Below are 19,979 nucleotides of genomic sequence, written 5' to 3'. Positions count from 1 at the left end.
CTCAGTAGCTCAGTTGGTAGAGCAATGGATTGAAGCTCCATGTGTCGGCAGTTCGATTCTGTCCTGCGCCATTTATTGGAAGAGTAGCGAAGAGGCTAAACGCGGCGGACTGTAAATCCGCTCCTTCGGGTTCGGTGGTTCGAATCCACTCTCTTCCATTTTTTATAGGGGTATAGTTTAAAGGTAGAACTACGGTCTCCAAAACCGTCAGTGTGGGTTCAATTCCTACTACCCCTGCCATTTTTTGTTTTGGCGATATTGGCGAAGTGGTTAACGCACCGGATTGTGGCTCCGGCACGCGTGGGTTCGATTCCCACATGTCGCCTTTTATAAGGTTATATCAAGTAATAATTAATATGGCGGTATAGCCAAGTGGTAAGGCAGAGGTCTGCAAAACCTTCATCACCGGTTCAAATCCGGTTACCGCCTTACACGAGTTATGCCGGTGTGGCGGAATTGGCAGACGCGCTGGACTCAAAATCCAGTTCCAGCAATGGAGTATCGGTTCGACCCCGATCACCGGTATTATTAAGTATTATAGAGAGTATTAGAAAACATGAAAGCCCATTGATTGGGCTTTTTTTGTACGCTAAATTATGAAGAATAATACGAAATTATAGAAAGTTGAGCTTTTGTTGAACTTTTTTGGCTCTTCGTCAACTGTTGTTGGTGGATAATAGTATGAAAATTCTAATCACTTAATAATTAGAGTTTTTTTGGTATAAATTTTTAAGTGTATAAAATATTCTGGTATTGAAATCATATAATAATTTTTTAACTGATATATATACGTCTAACTTTTTAATTACATTTCAAACATCTTGATAGTAAATCATAGTGTACAACAATATATAGATAGTATATATTGTTGTACACTATATATTGTTGTTTTTAAGAGGATAATCAAGTAACATATATTTATTGCTGTAAGAAAAGGAAGGTCACTTATGAAAAAAGTAGAGGTAAAGTTAGATATGCAAGTGCCTGACATATTTGAAAAGCGTGATGGTCGAAAAGTTGATTTTGCATTACGTAAAGTTTTAAGTAGTACTTTGCGTCGATTAAATAGTAAAAAAAATCAAGAAAGCTATCAGGAATTACTATTACATAAATTAAGTAATTATCAAAAAATTAATGCCCAAACGATGTATGGCTTAGTTATAGCTACATATCGTGAATTAGGCTACCGTGATGCATTGGATAGCTTTCAGGAATATAGAATAAATGATGAAAAATTGTGGAAAGAGCAAACTGATCCAGCTGGTCGTTTGGATAAATTATTAAATAAAGATGATACAATTGTTCATGAAAATGCTAATAAGGATAGCAATGTATTCAATACACAACGTGATTTGACGGCTGGGACAGTGGGTAAAACTTTGGGATTAAAATTAATGCCTGAATCACTAGCTAAAGCACATTTACGTGGTTCAATTCATTATCATGATTTAGATTACACACCCTGGAGTCCTATGACTAACTGCTGTCTGATTGATTTTAAAGAGATGTTAACAAATGGATTTAAAATAGGAAATGCTGAAGTTGAAAGTCCTCATTCAATTCAGACCGCAACTGCGCAAATGGCACAAATTATTGCTAATGTAGCCTCAAGTCAGTATGGTGGTTGTTCTGCAGATAGGGTGGATGAGTTACTAGCGCCATTTGCTGAATTAAATTATAAGAAGCATTTAATAGATGCAAAAGTATGGATTGGGAATCCAATAAAACAGATAGAATTTGCTAAACTTAAAACAAGCAAAGATATTTATGATGCCATGCAAGGATTAGAGTATGAAATCAATACTTTATTCTCTTCGCAAGGACAGACGCCGTTTACTACGTTAGGTTTTGGGTTGGGTGAAAGTTGGATTGAACGAGAAATTCAAATCTCAATTTTAAAAATTAGAATAAAAGGATTAGGTCGTGAGCATCGTACGGCAATATTTCCTAAATTAGTATTTACAATAAAAAAGGATTTAAACTTTAAACATGGGGACCCTAACTACGATATTAAGGCCTTAGCTGTTGATTGTGCTACGAAGAGAATGTACCCTGACATATTAATGTATGACAAGATAAAAGAGCTTACGGGCAGTTTCAAGGTACCTATGGGCTGTCGTAGCTTTCTGCAAGGATGGAAAGATAAAAATGGTAATGAAGTCAATTCTGGGCGTATGAATTTAGGCGTTGTTACAGTTAATTTACCACGAATTGCTTTGGAATCCGAAGGTAATATTGATTTATTTTGGGATATCTTTAAAGAGAGGATGCAGGTTTGTAAAGAGGCATTAGTCTTTAAAGTTAACCGTGTCAAGGAAGCTATCCCAGAGAATGCACCCATTCTATATCAACATGGTGCTTTTGGCGAAAGGTTAAAAGCAGACGGAGATGTTGATGATTTATTCAAGAATCGTCGCGCTACGGTCTCATTAGGTTATATTGGACTATATGAAGTTGGAACTGTTTTTTTTGGACCTAATTGGGAAAAAAATGAAAAGGCGCATAATTTTACGATTGACATCGTTAAACGCCTCAAGGAGTATTGTACAGATTGGTCAGATGAATACGATTATCATTTTAGTGTTTATTCAACTCCTAGTGAATCCTTAACAGATCGTTTCTGTGTATTAGACACTGAAAAATTTGGTGAAATTAAAGATGTTACAGAAAAGGAATATTATACAAATAGTTTTCATTATGACGTTAGGAAAAATCCAACTCCGTTTGAAAAATTGTCGTTTGAAATGGAATATCCTAAATATGCATCAGGTGGATTTATTCATTACTGTGAATACCCAAATTTACGTCAAAATCCTAAGGCTTTAGAAGCAGTCTGGGATTGGGCTTATGATAAAATCGGCTATTTAGGAACTAATACCCCTATTGATCATTGTTATAAATGTGGTTTTGATGGTGAATTTAACCCAACTGAACGAGGATTTGAATGCCCTAAATGTCAAAATCATGATCCAAAAACATGTGATGTTGTTAAAAGGACATGTGGATACTTAGGTAATCCACAGCAACGTCCGATGGTTCATGGACGTCATAAAGAAATTGCTTCTCGTGTTAAAAATATGACTTTAGGAATGGTTGATGATGGAACGACAAAAGAGAGTTAAAGCACCACGAAATCCGAAACCTAAAGAATGGATTGCCAGTGAGTTAAGCCAACAGTATATTGCATCTTATAAACCATTTAATTTTGTTGATGGTGAAGGGGTTCGTTGTAGTTTATACGTTAGTGGCTGTTTATTTGCTTGTCCGGGTTGTTATAATAAGGCAGCGCAAAATTTTAGATATGGGACACCATATACAAAAGAGCTTGAAGATCAAATAATAACTGATTTAAGCGAAGACTATTGCCAAGGATTAACTTTATTAGGCGGAGAGCCTTTTGTTAACACGCAGGTTTGTTTAAGCTTAGTGAATCGTATTCATGATACTTATGGATGGACGAAAGATATCTGGTCTTGGACTGGTTATACATGGGATGAATTAATGCTTGAATCTGATGATAAACTTGAATTACTTTCAAAGATTGATATTTTAGTCGACGGTCGATTCGAATTACCAAAAAAAGATTTAACTTTGCAATTTAGAGGTAGCTCAAATCAAAGAATTATTGATGTTCAAAAATCATTAATTGCGGGTGAAGTTATTCTCTGGGATAAATTGTTAAGATAAAAAACTTGTCACAATACCTTGTATGTAAGGTGTTGTGACAAGTTTTTTTAATAATCATTTGGATTCGCGATAAGTGGTGAATAGTCATTCATATCAGAATCTCTATAGTCCCACCATTCTTCAGAATATCCGATAAAACCAGCAGTTATCATAGCGTTATTTAGTATATCGTAATTTATTTGTTGTTGAGGTGTTCGTTTATAATTTCTTCCAGCTCGTTCTGAAAAGTCGTCAAATTCACTTTGCATGTTAAGCTCGTGGCCATCCATATCACAGATAGTTAAATCAAATGTCACGCCTTTTTGATGACTGAAATTAGGATTTGGCTTCGCTACAAAATTAGGATCGGGATAAACGTCAAATAATTTTTTTTGAGCAGAGACTGGTCTGTAGGCGTCCCAAATTTTTAAACGATAGCCTTGAGTTTTGAGTAATTGACTTGCGATACCAAGTTTCTTAGCTGTTCCTGTTCTAGCGATTGCTGTAGAAAAGTCATAAATAATTTGGTTAGTAAAGTTGTCTTTTGTAGCATAGCGTAAATCTACAATAATATTAGGATCAATATCTTTAATATTTGTAAAACCGAGTTCAATTTCTGATAACATGATAGACCCTCCTAGCGAAGAATTTCGCCCATTTCATCATTATAATAAGAAAGTTTAGGAAATATAATTTTAACTGTAGTACCTTCATTTTTTGGAGATTCAATTTCTAATTGGTGACCTAATTTTTGACTTAGTTGATTTGCTAAATAAAGGCCTAATCCGGTTGCATTTTGGTTGAATTGACGCCCGTTATTCCCGGTAAATCCTTTGTCAAAAACGCGAGCTAAATCTGCGTTCGGGATACCAATGCCATTATCTTTAATGGCTAATATCGTTTCTTTTTCAGTATCTTTAAGAGAAATAACGATTTCACCATTATTTGGTGTGTATTTTAATGAATTGGTAATCACTTGATTTAAGATAAAACGTAGCCATTTTGAATCAGTTAGAACGGAAATATCTGTACTGTTAAAAACGAAACGAATATGTTTTGAAAAAAATAAGTTCATATTATCCCGAATGACAAGATTAACTACTTTTTTTAGTGAATCATCTTGAATTAAATAATCATTTGAAAAGCTATCTAAACGAGAATAATAAATCACTTGTTCAACAAAATTTTCAATGTTTTTTAATTCAATTTCAGTTTGCATGACTTGTTTTTCAGATAGCTTGCCATCAGATGTTTCAATTAGTAACTGAATAGCAGCTAAGGGAACTTTAATATCATGAATCCAAGCATTTAAAAAATCCTCTTGTTCTTGTTGTTTAGACAAGATATTATTTATTTGTATTTGATGATTGTTTAATAGGGCATTAACATAACCCTGATATAAACGTTGTTCATTGGAATGTGCACCATTAATAGGAATCAATAAATCTGCTGTTGCTGGATCAATTGGTAATTTAAATTTTTGGTACCATTGATGATTAATCCAGTAACGTGTTACAACAAAAATACTTGATATAATAACTACCAGAATATCTATATATAATAATGTAGATAAAACAATGTTATGGAATGGATCAAACCACAATACAAGATTAATTAAGAGAATAACTAGAAGGAAAAAGATGATTGTTGTAATTCTATCTGAAATGTACTTAAAAAATGTCATTAGTGTCTCCTAAGGGATAAGATAACCTTGTCCTACCTTTGTCTCGATAAAATTGGGTAATCCAGCTTGTGCTATTTTTTTACGAACGCGATTAATATTAACGGTTAACGTATTGTCATCAACAAAATGTTCGTCTTCCCAGAGTTCTCGAAGTAATTTTTCACGGCTAACAATTTTCCCTGTCTGACGCATTAAATATTGCAGTAACTGGTACTCATTTTTTGATAAATCAATAATTTTATCGTTAAATTTTGCAGTTCCATTTTGTAAATTCAAAAAAAGGCCATTATGCTCGAGTGTTTCTGGTCCCATTTCTGCGTAATTGTAAGTGCGTCGTAATAATGCAGAAATTTTTGCAACTAAAACTTCCATTGAGTAAGGTTTATTTACGAAGTCATCGCCACCCATATTCATTGCCATAACCATATCCATATTGGTATTTCGGCTTGAGATAAATATAATTGGTACATTTGATATTTCACGGATTTTTTTACACCAGTAAAAGCCATCAAAATCGGGTAAATTAATGTCTAATAAAACTAAATGTGGTTTTTTTTCAATGAATTCAAGATCAATTTCACTAAAATTATTAATTAAAATAGGGTTGAATCGCCATTTTGCTAGACTATCTGCAGTAATGTTGGCAATTGTTTTATCATCTTCAACAATCATTATACTAAACATATTATCACCTCTTTAAAGTAAGAACTATTTACCCTACAATACCGGTTTTTAGCATTAAATTCAAATAGATAAAAAGCGTAAATAAATATTGGCGTAATTATCCTATATATAGGATAATACTTGGTAATAGGAGAAATGAAATTATGACATTTATTGAAGTAGATCACGTTAAAAAAATTTATGGAATGAAGTTTAATAGATCGACTGCAATTGATAATATTTCGTTTGTAATTGATTCAGGAGAATTTGTTGGTATTATGGGACCATCTGGTGCAGGAAAAACGACGTTATTAAATATGATGTCGACTATTGATAAGCCAACTTTTGGACATGTTAGAATAGATAACCAGGATATAACACAATATAATGAAAAAAAATTGTCTGAGTTTAGAAGACAACAGTTAGGGTTTATTTTTCAAGATTTTAATTTACTTAATTCGTTGACTATCAAGGAAAATATAATTTTGCCCTTAGCATTGGATAAAGTAAATGTAGAAATAATTGAGGCAAAACTTGCTAATATTGCTAATATTTTAAATTTAAATAATATTTTAAAACATTTTCCAAATGAAATTTCAATTGGTCAACAGCAGAGGGTTGCAGTTGCACGAGCTATTATAACGGCACCCAAAATGTTATTCGCAGATGAACCGACAGGAAGTCTAGATTCAAAAGCAGCTACGGAACTATTGAAGTATTTAACAGACGTGAATGAAAAGCAAAAGATGACGCTCATGATGGTAACTCATGATGCATTTACAGCTAGTTATTGTAAAAGAATTATTTTTATTAAAGATGGGAATATCTTTGCCGAAATTAGGCGAGATGGCTCTAGAAAAGAATTTTTCCAAAAAATAATTGATATGCAAGCAGCTATTGGTGGGGGAAAGCAATGAAACCACTAGTGAATATTGTTTTTAAAAGTATTTGGCGCAGTTTATGGGATTATTTAATTTACATTATTGCTAGTGCGATAGCAGTTACAGTTTATTTTTCATTTTTGTCAATGTCAATTAACAAAGAGTTAACACAAAATGCGCGCGTAGAGTTACCAATTTCTGTTACTTTACGTATTAGTAGTTTTTTAATTTTGATTTTTATTGCTTGTTTCATGATGTACACTAATCTTTTTGTGGCGAAACGGCGAGAAAAAGAAATTGCTGTTTACCATCTTCTTGGAGTGAAAAAAAAAGAAATTGCGACAATGCTATTTATTGAAAATTTAATTCTAGGTAATATAGCATTACTGATTGGTTTAGTGGTTGGTGCGATCTTTTCTAAATTATTTGCTATGATTTTGTTGAGGGCTATGTTTATTGTGGCAGATACCAATATTATTATATCTTGGCATAGTTTAATTAGTACAATAGTTATCTTTAACGTTATCTTTTTAATGATGTCAACTGTTAATGCAAGTGTTATTTATCGTAAACAATTAGTTTCATTGTTTAAAAATAGTGATAATGCCAGTGTCGAAAAATTTGGACCATTTAAACGATTTATGGCTATCATTAGTATCTTTTTTATTATTGTACCTTTATTTATGGCAGTAAATTTTGAAAATTTGGGACCTATTTTTAATGTTTGGTTACGTAAAAATGATTATTTTTTAGCAGTATTGATTATTGCAATTATGATTATCTTAGGGACTCTTTTGATTTTTAATTATTTGGTGCCGATAATGATAAGTATGATACAAAAATGGCGACATTTTATGTATCGGGGTGGTAGGCTACTTGCTTTTTCTAATTTAAAAGTCAGTTTAAGACAAAATAAGGTCATCTTAAGTTTAATGACTTTATTAATAATGTTCTCTTTATCTGTATTTATTGGAGTGGCTACGTTGTATTCATATTCCCAAAAAACAATTGATCAAGTGGCACCAGCTCATTTTATTACGGACGATTATCATTTAAAAACTGTAAAAAAAGTATTAAAACAAAACAATTTAATAGTGAAACAGCAAGTAAGTGGACATCTTAAAATTGTACCGATGAAAACAAGTGTTCAATTAAAAGCAAATAATCAAAGTGAAGCTAAAATTGTGCCAATTACAATAATGTCAGAAACAGATTATAATCATGCGCGTAAAATTCAAGATGATTTAGAACCGATTAAGATTAAATCGAATGAGACAGTTATGATTTTACACAAGTTAGCAAGATATCAAATTAATGATGATAACCAGCTCATTCAATTTAAGCAAAAATCAATGAACAAATTAAAGATAAAAACATACTTAAGTACGTTTCCGTATGGTGAAATACATTACATTCAAAATTTGTTAATTGTTAAAGATAGTGTCTACAAACGTGTTGATAGCAACACAAAATATGGACTTACAGCTATTAATATTAAAAATTATCAGGAATTTGCACAATCTAAAAATGATTTCGGACATAAATTAGATAATCAATCTAAAGAACAGACCTATTTGCAGCAGACAGGGACAACATTATCGAATGTCCGTTATAAATTTTCTAATCAAATTAAGTCAAACTACCATTATCGAAATTTGGGTGTGAGAAATCAAGTTGAAAAAAATGTTAACGAATTAGATGGGTTTTATATTTATATAGCATGTTTTATTAGTATTATTTTAGTATTAGCAACTTGTAGTATTTTAATGTTACAACAAATGATAGATCTTAGACAAAATCAAAAAACTTATTCACTAATGCAAAGTCTAGGTGTGACCAAAAAAGAGATTAAGCGAATTATTTATCAGCAAACAGCCAGTTTATTTTTAATTCCGGTTATTTTAGGATCGATAGAAGCAATATTTACTTTTAATATTTATGTCGCATTATTTGATCAACCTAACCTAAATGTTCTCATTTTCTTCTGGGGGACCTTCTATGTGATGTATTTAGGCTTATTTTTAATTACCGTGAGAGTGTTGAATCGGATAATAAATAACAGAGTTTAAGAACGGTTAAATGATTAATAGCCTAAAAGTTAGAAAACTTTTTAGGCTATTTTTTGGTTGGAAATTAAACATTTTTGGGGAATAACTATTGTAAAAAAATAGCTAATTAATGACTTGTTTGAGTCATTAATTAGCTATTAATATCGTTTGTGGAATACGGATTGTTTTTAACTAATTGGATTAATCTTTTATATTAATTAATTCATTAACAGAATACACTGCGTCTATGGGAGTAATTTGAAACTCACTTTCATAGTACTTTAACTGTTTATAATTTGACGTTTTACGCCAATTAATAAAATCAGATTGTTGCTTCCAAATTGTTAAAAAAACATAATTATAACCTTTAGATAAAGACTGTAATGTGTAAAAAGAAATGATACCAGTTGGTTTTGTTTGTTCATTAATAAAAGTTTGTACTTGAGCTAAGTAAACTTTACTTTCTTCATCGCTCAAAGTAATATATTTAAAATGATAAAAACCTTGCCATGAATCCATTCCTACATGATATCGAACACGGAAGTCTAATCCAGAGTAGAAAATAGAATTATCATCTGATGTGTCTAATAAGTAAGAATTATTGTACTTATTAATTGGATTAAGTAGAATAAATGATCGGGATGGATTATTTCGAATTATAGACTTTAAAAAATATTCAGCGCCTAATGCTGTGTTTATATGATTTAACAAAGATACATCTCCCATTTACTTTAATTCATTATTAAGTATAGCCCAAAAAAAGGTATAATAGAGTCAAAAGTAACAGGAAGGACAATTAAAAATGAAGTTGACAATTTTAGGATTCTATGGGGGTTATCCTGCCCATACAGTTGGAACTAGTTCATATTTAATTCAGAGTAATGGTTTTAATTTATTGTTGGACTGTGGAAGTGGAGCAATGCTTAGTCTAGAACCTAAACTAGATTCCTTGAAGTTAGATGCAGTTGTTTTATCACATTATCATCAGGATCATATCGCAGATGTCGGCGTTTTACAGTATAGCTGGCAGATTAACGGTGAACAAGTGAAGCAACCACTTCCTATTTATGGGCCATCTATTGATCAAGAAGCATTAGCAAAATTAACTTGGGCAAATGCGACAATTGGAATAGGATATAAGAATAAAGAAGTTATAGACATTGGGCCTTTTACTTTTGAATTTTTAGAAACAATTCACCCAGTGCCTACATATGCTATGAGAATAACGGAACGGGCAACTGGGAAGGTCTTTGTTTTTACAGCTGATACGGCGTATGACGAAAAATTAAATGAAATTAGTCAAAATGCAGATATATTAATGACCGATACAAACTTTTTTGATGATAAAATTGGCAAAAAATGGCATATGACATCTACCGAGTCTGGAAAGTTTGCTCGTTTAAATAATGCTAAAAGATTAATTTTAACGCATTTACCAGCAAATGGTTCCCACGAATTATTAAAAGAACAAGCTGAATTATCAGCTGGCAATAATATCGATATAATACTCGCAAAAAAATATTTAGAACTAATTTTGTAATCGGATACATATTGTTAAATTTTTTTAACAATATGTATCTTTTTTTTGAAAAATAAAATAATGATAAGATTGTTGCAAATAAACGATTAAGTGCGTGTTACGTACTTTTAGTAAGTATATATCGAGTGTAAAGTATATTAAATAATTGAGATAGCAAATTATTTTTCATTCAATAAATAATAATAACTATAAAATATATGTAATATCATACTCGAAATATAAAAAACAATATCAAAAATGATGTCATTTAATCATTTAATAATGAACACAAATGAATTAAATGTATTATTAGTAAAAATATTAATTAGTAAATTTTTTTAATAAAATGGTAGTAATTTGTTTGATAATAAGTTACAATTGTTTTATAGGAATTGATAAATTTTTTATTAAAAGGAGAGAGCGCATATGGTAACTTTATATACTTCACCAAGTTGTACATCTTGTCGAAAAGCACGTGCATGGCTTAAGGAAAATAATATTCCATTCCAAGAACGTAATATTTTTTCTGAGCCTCTCAACATTGATGAAATTAAAACAATTTTGCAAATGACTGAAAATGGAACAGAAGAAGTTATTTCTAAACGCTCAAAAGTTTATCAGGAACTAGATATGGACTTAGACGATTTACCACTTCAAGAATTATTCTCATTAATTCAAGATAATCCTGGTTTATTACGTCGTCCTATTATTCTAGATGAAAAACGATTACAGGTTGGATATAACGAAGACGAAATTCGTCGCTTCTTACCAAGGGATGTACGTGCTTTAGAATTACAAAAGGCACAATTACTTGCTGGATTTTAATTAATTTAAAATTAAATAATATTGAAACATTAGTTTTTAATAAGGTAACATGGTAAAATTCAGGAAGACGCATTCCTGAATTTTTTTTATTTAGTTTAAACTACTTTACAAATAGTAAATTTTAGATAGAATTAAGGTCAAGTTATCAGAAAGATGGGTGATTAGTAATGAAAATGGAAAAAATAAATGAAAATACAATTCGTGTTTTAGTTGAAGATGAAGATTTATCTAAAAGAGGTATTACTGTTTTAGATTTATTAGGTAATAGAACTCAAATTGAAGATTTCTTTTATAGTATTTTACGCGAAGTAGACACGGAACATGAATTTGAAAATAATGAAGCAGTTACCTTCCAGGTATTACCTAATCGAGATGGCTTGGAGTTATTTATCAGTCGTGGAAAGCCAGACGAGACGCAAAATCCGAAAGAAATAAACATTTCTGATTTATCTGAGAATGATGATCTAGGAAGCTTTATAAAAGATAGATTAGCTGAGCTTGAAGACAGTGACAATGACTCACAAGATACTGTTGGATCGGGTTATAAAAAATCTGCTCAAACAAGAATGTTTGAATTTGGGGACTTCGAAGATTTTATTCAATTAGCTAAAATTTTTAGACCAACAAATACACAAAGCAATTTATTTAAAGTCCAAAATAAATATTTTTTAGAACTAATTTTTGATAAAGATAATACAACAAAAGAAACAATCGAAAATGATATAGCTGTCGCATTAGAGTATGCACAGGTTGTCTCATCGACAGGACCATTTATGGAAGAACGTGGTAAAAAGATTATGTCATCTGACGCACTCTCTGAGGCAAGAAGATACTTTAAATAAACAAACTAATCGAAAAAGGTTAGTTTGTTTTTTTGCGTATTTAAATTGTAACAAGGGGTAATTTGAATGATATTTGCAAAACAAGAACACGTAGATGAGTTGGTATGCGCAATAAATTTTAAGCAAAACAATAAATATTTTTGTCCTGGTTGCGGAGAGCGTGTTGTCTTTAAAGAAGGCCCGCAAAAACAAGCTCATTTTGCTCATTTTAAAAAGTCATGTCATTTTTTTTCAGAAGGTGAAACGAAAATACATGTCACAGGGAAAAATTTAATTAAAATGTGGGCAGAAAAAAGACATAAAAGAGCAGATATTGAGCAATATTTGCCTAAACTAAAGCAACGACCGGATGTTTTAATAAATTTAAAAAATAGCCAGTTAGTCGTAGAGTACCAATGCAGTCCGTTGACGCTAAAAGATTTTAACAAAAGGACTGACGGTTATAAACAAAATGGGTATCGTATTTTTTGGATTCTAGGGATGAAACATCGTTTAAATAAAAAATTAACACAACAACAAGCAATGTTTATAAATTTCCATAAAAATATTGGTTATTTCTTAGTATTTATCGATACTGAGCGACAGTGTTTAATTTTAAATTATGAATTATGGTTTGAAAATTTATATGGTATTCGTTACTGCACAAAAGTATTTAATGATGTAACAGACTTAATGGTATTTATCAAAAATAATTGTAGGAATAAAACTTTGAATTTGTCACCAGCAGACTTGTTCCGTCAATTGACTAAGTTAGAGAAAAATTGTTATTATTTGAATCATTATTTAAAGCAACAGATTGATTTTTGCTACATGCAGCGATATTATTTTATGGGATTTCCGATATATTGCTTGAGTCAGACGCGTCTTCCGCCAATCTATCGACATGATGACTTTTTTTGGAGAATTCGAGTTATTTTAGATTTGCAAAAATATACCACTGATGTTATTTCGAAAAAAGAGCTTGAGTTATTATTTAACCTGCAACAAAAAATCACAAAAACTCTTTTTGAAATGCCACTTGTTGGTCATCTAGCAATTAAACAAGTTAATAATGCATATATTAAGGGTTTAATTAAAAATCATATTTTAATACCAATTAAAGAATCCGAAAATTATCGAATTGACAATCAGATTGTATGGTCCAGTGATATATCGCTAAAAATGGAAAATTTACAGTTGAGGCATACATTTATTTCAAATTTTGATTAAAAATATGTTATCTTATAGGAGTAAATAAACGATATTCGGAGGCTTTTTATGACAGTAGCTAAGCAATTACCAAAGCGTGAAGAGGTACCAGAAAATTTAACGTGGGATGTAGAAAAAATATATGGTTCAGATTCATTATTTGAAGAGGATTACAAAAAAATTGAAGAATCTGTAGTAACTATCGCTAACTTTAAAGGTACATTGAGTCAAGATAGTACAACAATGTTACGTGGATTAGAAGCTATTTTGGCGCTTGAACGGATGCTCGAAAAAGTATACGTGTATGCGAATTTAAAAAATGATCAAGATACAGAAAATTCAACATATCAAGCTTTAAATTCAAGGGCTGGCGCCTTGGCAGCTAAGGTATCGGCTGCTATTTCTTGGTTTGAACCTGAAATTATTGCGATACCAGAGGATACTTTAAAGCAATTTATGTCTGATAATCCTGATTTAAAAGGCTATCGTCATTTTTTTGATAGTTTATTATTGGAGAAGGATCATGTCCTTTCGCATGCTGAAGAAACGCTCTTAGCTGGAGCAGGGGATATATTTAGCGCCTCTTCTAAAACGTTTGAAATACTGAACAATGCTGATTTGAAATTTCCAGTTGTTCAAGACGAACAAGGTAATGATGTTCAATTATCACAAGGTATTTATGGGGTCCTTCTAGAATCAACTTCTAGAAGTGTTAGAGAACAGGCCTTTAAAAAATTATATGAAGTCTATGGTCAATTTCAAAACACACTAGCTTCAACACTTTCAAGCCATGTTAAAGTTCATAACTATAGTGCACAAGTTCGACATTATAAAAGTGCCAGAGATGCGTCATTATCAAATAATCAGATACCTGAAGTTGTCTACAATACACTAATTGAGCAGGTTAATAAGAATTTACCGTTGTTACACCGTTATGTTGCATTACGTAAGAAAATTTTAAAAGTTGAAAAATTACATTCATACGATTTATATACACCAATAACAGGCGAACCCGCACTAAGTTACACGTATGATGAAGCGAAAAGTGAGGCATTAAAAGCCTTAGATAAAATGGGACCTGATTATCTAAGTCATGTTCAAGAGGCATTTGATAACCGTTGGATTGATGTTGTTGAAAATCAAGGTAAAAGAAGTGGTGCCTATTCATCAGGTATGTATGATACAGCACCATATATGTTATTAAACTGGCAAAATAATGTAAATAATCTTTATACATTGGTACATGAAATGGGACATAGTATTCATAGTTACTATACGCATCATAATCAGCCTTATTTGTATGGTGATTATCCAATTTTTTTAGCAGAAATTGCGTCAACAACTAATGAAAATACGTTAACACATTATTTATTAAAGACTCAAACAGATCCTAAGGTTAGGGCATTTTTACTTAATTATTATTTAGACGGGTTTAAAGGAACTATCTTCCGTCAAACACAATTTGCAGAATTTGAACATTGGATTCATGAGGAAGACGCGGTTGGAAACCCACTAACGGCTGATAAACTGTCTAAATACTATGCTGATTTAAATCAAAAATATTATGGAGAGAGTTTAGAACGTGATCCAGAAATTGCAATGGAATGGTCAAGAATTCCGCATTTTTATTATAATTATTATGTCTATCAATATGCAACAGGGTTTGCTGCTGCAACCACTTTATCTGAGGGAATCACTAGTGGAAAACCTGATGCATTAGAAAACTATTTGAATTATTTGAAAGCTGGGAGTTCAGATTTTCCAGTTGATGTCATGAAAAAAGCAGGTGTAGATATGACTAAGTCAGCATATCTAGTTAACGCATTTGCTGTATTTGAAGCAAGATTGAATGAATTAGAGGCATTATTACCTCAAATCTTAGAGAAATAAAAAATACGTAACTTAGTTAAAAAACTAAGCTACGTATTTTTATTTTATAAAACGTATAGTTGGTTTTGAGGGTTAATTGCTTGATGTAAGTCATTTTGAATATTAAAATCACCAGCACAAACTTTCGAAATATCTACTAAATCAGCATCTGGGAAGGATACACCACAGTCTAGACCATCAATATTATTAATGACGATTGTGGGATGCATTGTAACGTTCATATCATTGGCAATTTTTTGATCATTTTTAAATGATTTTTTTGCTAACACTGAATGTCTATCTTCATTAAACATTTCCCAGTTTAAGTTAACTTCTTTAGCAACTCGTTGAATGAGCTCTTCTGAGTAACAAGTGCTATCTTGAACTAAAGCCGCTTGAATTGCCATTAAGAAATCACGTCCACGTTTTTTTCCTTGAAAAAGAGCTGCTTTATAATCTAAAGCGGCTTGGTAAATTGACCCAGATAACACATTTCGAAGCGCTAAGTTACGTGTATCAAGATTTTTTTCAATCATGACATTGTGCACTGTTTGGATGTTTAACATGGGTACAAATTGGAATGAGATTTTTTGGGGAGATAGACGAATAAAGTCTAAAACCTTTTGTTCAGATTTGAAGCATTTTGTACCTAATGGGTTGACAAATAAATAAATTTCTAGCAAGAGTACTCCTCCAATTATAGTGATTAGATTTAAAATCGTGTGGGGTTTGATTTCATTTCTGTTTTAATAACTATTACCACTTTACCAAATTTTTTTTTTTTTTCAATTATTAACACTTAATTAATAACAGATATTATTAAAATTACTTGTTTTTTGAAAGATTTGGTAACATTGTGAGGTTAATTCGGAACTGAATCACTAATTTATGCTAAAATGAGATGAGTAAATTGAATAATAGAATAGAGTGATAAAATGGTAGAAGATTGGAAATATTTCTTTAGACCCTATGAACAGGCCGTTTCAGAAATGAAAATAAAAATGCGTGGTTTAAGAAAACAGTTCACGGGTATTGGTCAACATTCGCCAATTGAATTTGTGACAAGTCGGGTTAAATCAGTTGATAGTATTTTAGAGAAAATTGAACGACGTCAAATTTCTGAAGAACGTTTAGAAACTGACATGCAAGATATTGCGGGTATTCGCATTATGTGCCAATTTGTTGATGATATTTATCAGGTTGTTGACTTATTACGTTCTCGAAATGATATGACCGTTGTAGAAGAACGTGACTACATTACTAATAAAAAAGCGAGCGGTTATCGCTCATATCATATTGTACTTAAGTACCCGGTTCAAATGATAAATGGAGAAAAAAATGTACTTGTTGAAATTCAAATTCGCACGTTAGCTATGAATTTTTGGGCAACGATTGAGCACTCTTTAAATTATAAATATCAAGGAGAATTTCCTAGCCAATTAAATGCACGGCTCGAACGGGCAGCAGAGGCTGCGTTTAAATTAGACACTGAAATGTCCGAAATTAGAGAAGAGATTCAAGAAGCGCAGCATTTATTTTATGGTAAGGGTTTAAACAAAAAATAAACATTAGGTATCATGGGCGTCAGGAAAAGAGGGTTACGAATGAAAGTTGCTATTTTCGAAAATGATGGGGAAAAATCGCAAAAAGTTGGTAAAGAACTGTATCAAAAACTAACGGATGCACATATCGTAATTGATAATAGTCATCCTGAAATTGTGATTACGGTTGGTGGGGATGGAACTTTGCTTTCTGCTTTCAAACATTACCAAGATAACCTTGAAAACATTAGATTTGTTGGCGTACATACAGGGCATTTAGGTTTTTATACGGATTGGCGAGATGATGAAATTTCAGATTTAGTTACTAGTCTCCAATCAGATAATAAACAATCAATTAATTATCCATTATTAGATGTTAAAGTTGATTATTTTGATGCAGAATCAGAAAGATTTCTTGCATTAAATGAATCAACCTTAAAAAGGATTAACAATACAATGGTAACGGATGTTTATATTGGTGATCAGTTATTTGAAAAGTTTCGTGGAGATGGTTTGTGCATTTCTACGCCTACTGGATCTACTGCCTATAATAAATCGGTTGGTGGAGCGGTTATTCATCCCGAACTCGAGTCAATACAAATGGCAGAAATTGCGTCTATTAACAATCGTGTGTTTAGGACGCTAAGCTCACCAGTTATTGTGGCTTCAAATGATTGGATTACACTGAAACCAACACAAAGCAGTGACTTTGTTTTTAGTATAGACCAAGAAATCTATCATAATCGGCAAATTAAGGCAATTAAATATAAAATAGCGAAGGAACACATTTGTTTTGCCAAATATCGACATAATAATTTCTGGAAACGTGTAAATGAGGCGTTTATTGGTAGTGATTATGCAGATTGATTGGCAGTATACAGGGACGTCTCCTCAAAAAGTGAAGACTTTTCTGAAAAATGAAGGTGTATCTAGGCGATTACTTGCAACGCTTAAGTATTGTGGTGGTAAGCTATTAGTCAACGATAACGAGCAGTGGGCAATTGACTTCATTCAAACAAATGATAAAGTGAGTATTGTTCTACCAGCTGAGAAAAATAAAAATGAATTAAAAAAATCGTTTGTACCAATTGATATCGTTTTTGAAGATCGCGATTTTTTAATTATTAATAAACCAGCACATGTTGCCTCAATTCCTTCATATTTACATCCGGAGGATACCTTGATTAATCGTGTCGCAGGCTATTATCAAAATCGACATTTAAATGATTTTATTCCACATATTGCGACGCGACTTGATCGTGATACGAGTGGGTTAGTATTGTTTGCTAAACATCGATTTGCTCACGCTTTATTGGATCAACAGTTACAAAATCATCTAATTAAAAAGTACTATACAGCATTTGTCGAAGGACAGATTGAAACTCCGCATGGGACAATTGATGAGCCAATTATGCGTGATCCAGAATCATTCATTAAGAGGCAGGTTGGCCATGGGGAAGGTAGTCAAGTAGCTTTAACTGAGTATTGGTTAGAGAAATCTGTAAAAGGTATTAGTCAATATAAAATCCAATTACATACGGGGAGAACACATCAAATTCGTGTTCATTTTGCATCCACAGGGCATCCCTTAGTTGGTGATACATTGTATGGTGGGCATATAATTATGCCAATGCAACGCCAAGCGCTACACTGTAGTGAAATTGAGTTTTATCAACCATTTACACATGAACAGATAAATGTTCAGAGTCACCTTGCATCGGATATGCAAAAATTTATAAATAAAAAATAAACGAGGTATTCATCATGGTGGATACAGAAAAATATAACCAAATAAAAACTGAAGAAATTATTGATTCGCTTGAAAAGAATCAACAATATAATTTTCACAATGAATTTACAGATTTGCATGTTTATGAGCAAGCTGAGATTTTTTCAGTGCTTAATAAAGAGCAACGCCAAAAGGTGTATCAGTACCTGACGCCTAAGGAATTGAGTGACACATTTGATGCCGCTGAAGATGATCCGGAAGATGTTGTTAAATATTTTGATGAAATGTCTCTAAAGTATGTGGCTGAGTTATTAGATAATATGTACACTGATAATGAGGTTGACCTGTTGGGACAACTGGATCAGCATAAATTAGCGAGATATTTAGGTCTGATGGATAAAGATAAGGCCTATGAAATAAAAAGTCTGCTGCATTATGAAGATAAGACAGCTGGTGCTATTATGTCAACTGATTTTGCCTCAATAACCTCAGATCAAACAGTGAGTTCTGCAATGCGTACTTTAAGAGAAGAAGCAAGTGATGCGGAAACAATTTACTATGATTATGTTATTAATAATGATCAGCGTTTGATGGGGATTGTAACATTACGTAATTTATTAATGAGTAATGAGAAGGCGTTAATTGGAGATATCATGACGACACCAGTTATGTCTGTTAAAGCTGATGACGATCAAGCAGACGTTGCCAAGATGATTCGGGATTATAACTTTTTAGCAATGCCAGTTACAAATTATGATGAACAATTAATTGGTGTGATTACTGTTGATGATATTATTGATGTTATTGATGAAGAATCGGCTGAGGATTACTCTGGTTTGGCCGGTGTCGATACTGAAGATCAAACAGAAAATCCATTTAAAGCAGCATCAAAACGTTTGCCATGGTTGATAACGTTATTATTTTTAGGTATGTCAACGGCAAGTTTAGTTAGTCATTTTGAAGGGTTACTGAGTGAAGCAAGTATTTTAGCTGTCTTCATTTCATTGATTACAGGAACGGCCGGTAATGCCGGAACACAAAGTTTAGCTGTTGCTGTTCGACGCCTAGCTGTAAAAGATGACAATGAACAAAGTGTGCTTAGACTAATTATAAGTGAAGTTTTCACTGGATTAGTAATTGGGGTTGTAACGGGTATTTCCGTCACTTTAATTGTCGGACTCTGGAAGGGTAACTTTGTTCTCGGGATGGTGATAGGACTTGCAATGATGTGCGCTATTACGGTGGCAAATTTAGCGGGTAGTTTTATACCAATTTTAATGGATAAAATTGGTGTTGATCCAGCAGTTGCATCAGGGCCATTTATTTCGACATTGAGTGATTTAACTTCTGTGTTAATTTATTTTAGTATTGCACAAGTATTCTTAAAATTTTTTATTGCGACTTAAAGAAAAACTTAAAAAGGTTCCAACAACTTCAGATTGAGTGATGTAATAATCCCTTTATGGTTGTCAGATGAAATAATATAATTTCATCCGATAATCATGGAGGGATTTTTGTATGTCC

18 protein-coding genes and 6 tRNA genes are annotated in these 19,979 nt (G+C 32.2%); 19 read left to right on the top strand and 5 right to left on the bottom strand.

Features of this window, described 5'->3' with window-relative positions; translation table 11 throughout:
* The first annotated feature begins 2 nt into the window (after positions 1 to 2).
* The 8 genes from AC1RPR_RS07655 to nrdG all read left to right on the top strand — a co-directional run bounded on the left by AC1RPR_RS07655 (position 3) and on the right by nrdG (position 3,687).
* Positions 3 to 71: transfer RNA gene (locus AC1RPR_RS07655), tRNA-Phe, on the top strand.
* Between the two features lie 6 nt (positions 72 to 77).
* Positions 78 to 158, top strand: a tRNA-Tyr gene (locus AC1RPR_RS07650).
* 8 nt (positions 159 to 166) lie between these two features.
* Positions 167 to 240: transfer RNA gene (locus AC1RPR_RS07645), tRNA-Trp, on the top strand.
* 12 nt (positions 241 to 252) lie between these two features.
* A tRNA-His gene (locus AC1RPR_RS07640) sits at positions 253 to 325 on the top strand.
* 33 nt (positions 326 to 358) lie between these two features.
* A tRNA-Cys gene (locus AC1RPR_RS07635) sits at positions 359 to 429 on the top strand.
* 12 nt (positions 430 to 441) lie between these two features.
* Positions 442 to 525, top strand: a tRNA-Leu gene (locus tag AC1RPR_RS07630).
* 422 nt (positions 526 to 947) lie between these two features.
* The gene (nrdD, locus tag AC1RPR_RS07625; RefSeq protein WP_481761980.1) at positions 948 to 3,122 is read left to right on the top strand and encodes an anaerobic ribonucleoside-triphosphate reductase; all 2,175 of its coding nucleotides are present in this window, start codon (positions 948 to 950) and stop codon (positions 3,120 to 3,122) included.
* The gene (nrdG, locus tag AC1RPR_RS07620; RefSeq protein WP_481761979.1) at positions 3,097 to 3,687 is read left to right on the top strand and encodes an anaerobic ribonucleoside-triphosphate reductase activating protein; all 591 of its coding nucleotides are present in this window, start codon (positions 3,097 to 3,099) and stop codon (positions 3,685 to 3,687) included. The genes nrdD and nrdG overlap by 26 nt, the downstream gene beginning before the upstream one ends.
* Before the next feature lie 47 nt (positions 3,688 to 3,734).
* On the opposite strand, the gene AC1RPR_RS07615 is transcribed toward nrdG, so the two are convergent.
* The 3 genes from AC1RPR_RS07615 to AC1RPR_RS07605 are packed head-to-tail and all read right to left on the bottom strand — an operon-like array spanning position 3,735 to position 6,034.
* Positions 3,735 to 4,292, bottom strand: coding sequence for a M15 family metallopeptidase (locus AC1RPR_RS07615; protein WP_481761978.1), 558 nt, complete (start codon positions 4,290 to 4,292; stop codon positions 3,735 to 3,737).
* 11 nt (positions 4,293 to 4,303) lie between these two features.
* Positions 4,304 to 5,350 carry a sensor histidine kinase gene (locus AC1RPR_RS07610; protein WP_481761977.1) on the bottom strand — a complete coding sequence of 349 codons (1,047 nt, stop codon included), beginning with the start codon at positions 5,348 to 5,350 and terminating at the stop codon, positions 4,304 to 4,306.
* A gap of 9 nt (positions 5,351 to 5,359) precedes the next feature.
* On the bottom strand, positions 5,360 to 6,034 hold the full coding sequence (locus AC1RPR_RS07605; protein WP_481761976.1) for a response regulator transcription factor: 675 nt from the start codon (positions 6,032 to 6,034) through the stop codon (positions 5,360 to 5,362).
* Positions 6,035 to 6,174: 140 nt separating this feature from the next.
* Here AC1RPR_RS07605 and AC1RPR_RS07600 point away from each other — a divergent pair, with 140 nt between their 5' ends.
* The gene (locus AC1RPR_RS07600) at positions 6,175 to 6,930 is read left to right on the top strand and encodes an ABC transporter ATP-binding protein (RefSeq protein WP_481761983.1); all 756 of its coding nucleotides are present in this window, start codon (positions 6,175 to 6,177) and stop codon (positions 6,928 to 6,930) included.
* Positions 6,927 to 8,963, top strand: a complete 2,037-nt coding sequence (locus AC1RPR_RS07595; RefSeq protein WP_481761975.1) for an ABC transporter permease — start codon at positions 6,927 to 6,929, stop codon at positions 8,961 to 8,963. Before AC1RPR_RS07600 ends, AC1RPR_RS07595 begins: the two co-directional genes overlap by 4 nt.
* Positions 8,964 to 9,143: 180 nt before the next feature.
* Here the strand turns inward: AC1RPR_RS07595 and AC1RPR_RS07590 are convergent, their stop codons facing one another.
* Entirely contained in the window at positions 9,144 to 9,653 is a 510-nt protein-coding gene (locus AC1RPR_RS07590; protein WP_481761974.1) for an antibiotic biosynthesis monooxygenase, read from the bottom strand.
* 91 nt (positions 9,654 to 9,744) lie between these two features.
* On the opposite strand from AC1RPR_RS07590, the gene AC1RPR_RS07585 reads away from it, so the two are divergent.
* The 5 genes from AC1RPR_RS07585 (at position 9,745) to pepF (ending at position 15,206) form a co-directional block, all read left to right on the top strand.
* Positions 9,745 to 10,482, top strand: coding sequence for an MBL fold metallo-hydrolase (locus tag AC1RPR_RS07585; RefSeq protein ID WP_481761973.1), 738 nt, complete (start codon positions 9,745 to 9,747; stop codon positions 10,480 to 10,482).
* Between the two features lie 405 nt (positions 10,483 to 10,887).
* Entirely contained in the window at positions 10,888 to 11,286 is a 399-nt protein-coding gene (spxA, locus tag AC1RPR_RS07580; RefSeq protein WP_481761972.1) for a transcriptional regulator SpxA, read from the top strand.
* Positions 11,287 to 11,453: 167 nt separating this feature from the next.
* Positions 11,454 to 12,128: an adaptor protein MecA gene (locus tag AC1RPR_RS07575; protein ID WP_481761971.1), complete on the top strand. Its 675-nt coding sequence runs from the start codon at positions 11,454 to 11,456 to the stop codon at positions 12,126 to 12,128.
* A 66-nt stretch (positions 12,129 to 12,194) separates the two neighbouring features.
* Positions 12,195 to 13,337: a competence protein CoiA gene (locus AC1RPR_RS07570; RefSeq protein WP_481761970.1), complete on the top strand. Its 1,143-nt coding sequence runs from the start codon at positions 12,195 to 12,197 to the stop codon at positions 13,335 to 13,337.
* Positions 13,338 to 13,385: 48 nt separating this feature from the next.
* Positions 13,386 to 15,206 carry an oligoendopeptidase F gene (gene pepF, locus AC1RPR_RS07565; protein WP_481761969.1) on the top strand — a complete coding sequence of 607 codons (1,821 nt, stop codon included), beginning with the start codon at positions 13,386 to 13,388 and terminating at the stop codon, positions 15,204 to 15,206.
* A 44-nt stretch (positions 15,207 to 15,250) separates the two neighbouring features.
* On the opposite strand, the gene AC1RPR_RS07560 is transcribed toward pepF, so the two are convergent.
* Positions 15,251 to 15,868, bottom strand: a complete 618-nt coding sequence (locus tag AC1RPR_RS07560) for a DsbA family protein (RefSeq protein ID WP_481761968.1) — start codon at positions 15,866 to 15,868, stop codon at positions 15,251 to 15,253.
* Between the two features lie 252 nt (positions 15,869 to 16,120).
* Here AC1RPR_RS07560 and yjbM point away from each other — a divergent pair, with 252 nt between their 5' ends.
* From yjbM to mgtE, 4 genes are read left to right on the top strand one after another with little or no spacing between them, the layout of a single operon-like run.
* Entirely contained in the window at positions 16,121 to 16,750 is a 630-nt protein-coding gene (yjbM, locus tag AC1RPR_RS07555) for a GTP diphosphokinase (RefSeq protein WP_481761967.1), read from the top strand.
* A 39-nt stretch (positions 16,751 to 16,789) separates the two neighbouring features.
* Entirely contained in the window at positions 16,790 to 17,593 is an 804-nt protein-coding gene (locus AC1RPR_RS07550; RefSeq protein WP_481761966.1) for an NAD kinase, read from the top strand.
* Entirely contained in the window at positions 17,583 to 18,476 is an 894-nt protein-coding gene (locus AC1RPR_RS07545; protein ID WP_481761982.1) for an RluA family pseudouridine synthase, read from the top strand. Before AC1RPR_RS07550 ends, AC1RPR_RS07545 begins: the two co-directional genes overlap by 11 nt.
* A gap of 17 nt (positions 18,477 to 18,493) precedes the next feature.
* The gene (gene mgtE / locus AC1RPR_RS07540) at positions 18,494 to 19,861 is read left to right on the top strand and encodes a magnesium transporter (RefSeq protein ID WP_481761981.1); all 1,368 of its coding nucleotides are present in this window, start codon (positions 18,494 to 18,496) and stop codon (positions 19,859 to 19,861) included.
* Positions 19,862 to 19,979: the final 118 nt, after the last annotated feature.

The sequence above is a fragment of the Dellaglioa sp. CoH-57-MRSF-22 genome (genome assembly GCF_056781895.1).
Note: the sequence above shows the minus strand (reverse complement) of the source record. Positions and strands in the feature narration are given on the sequence as shown.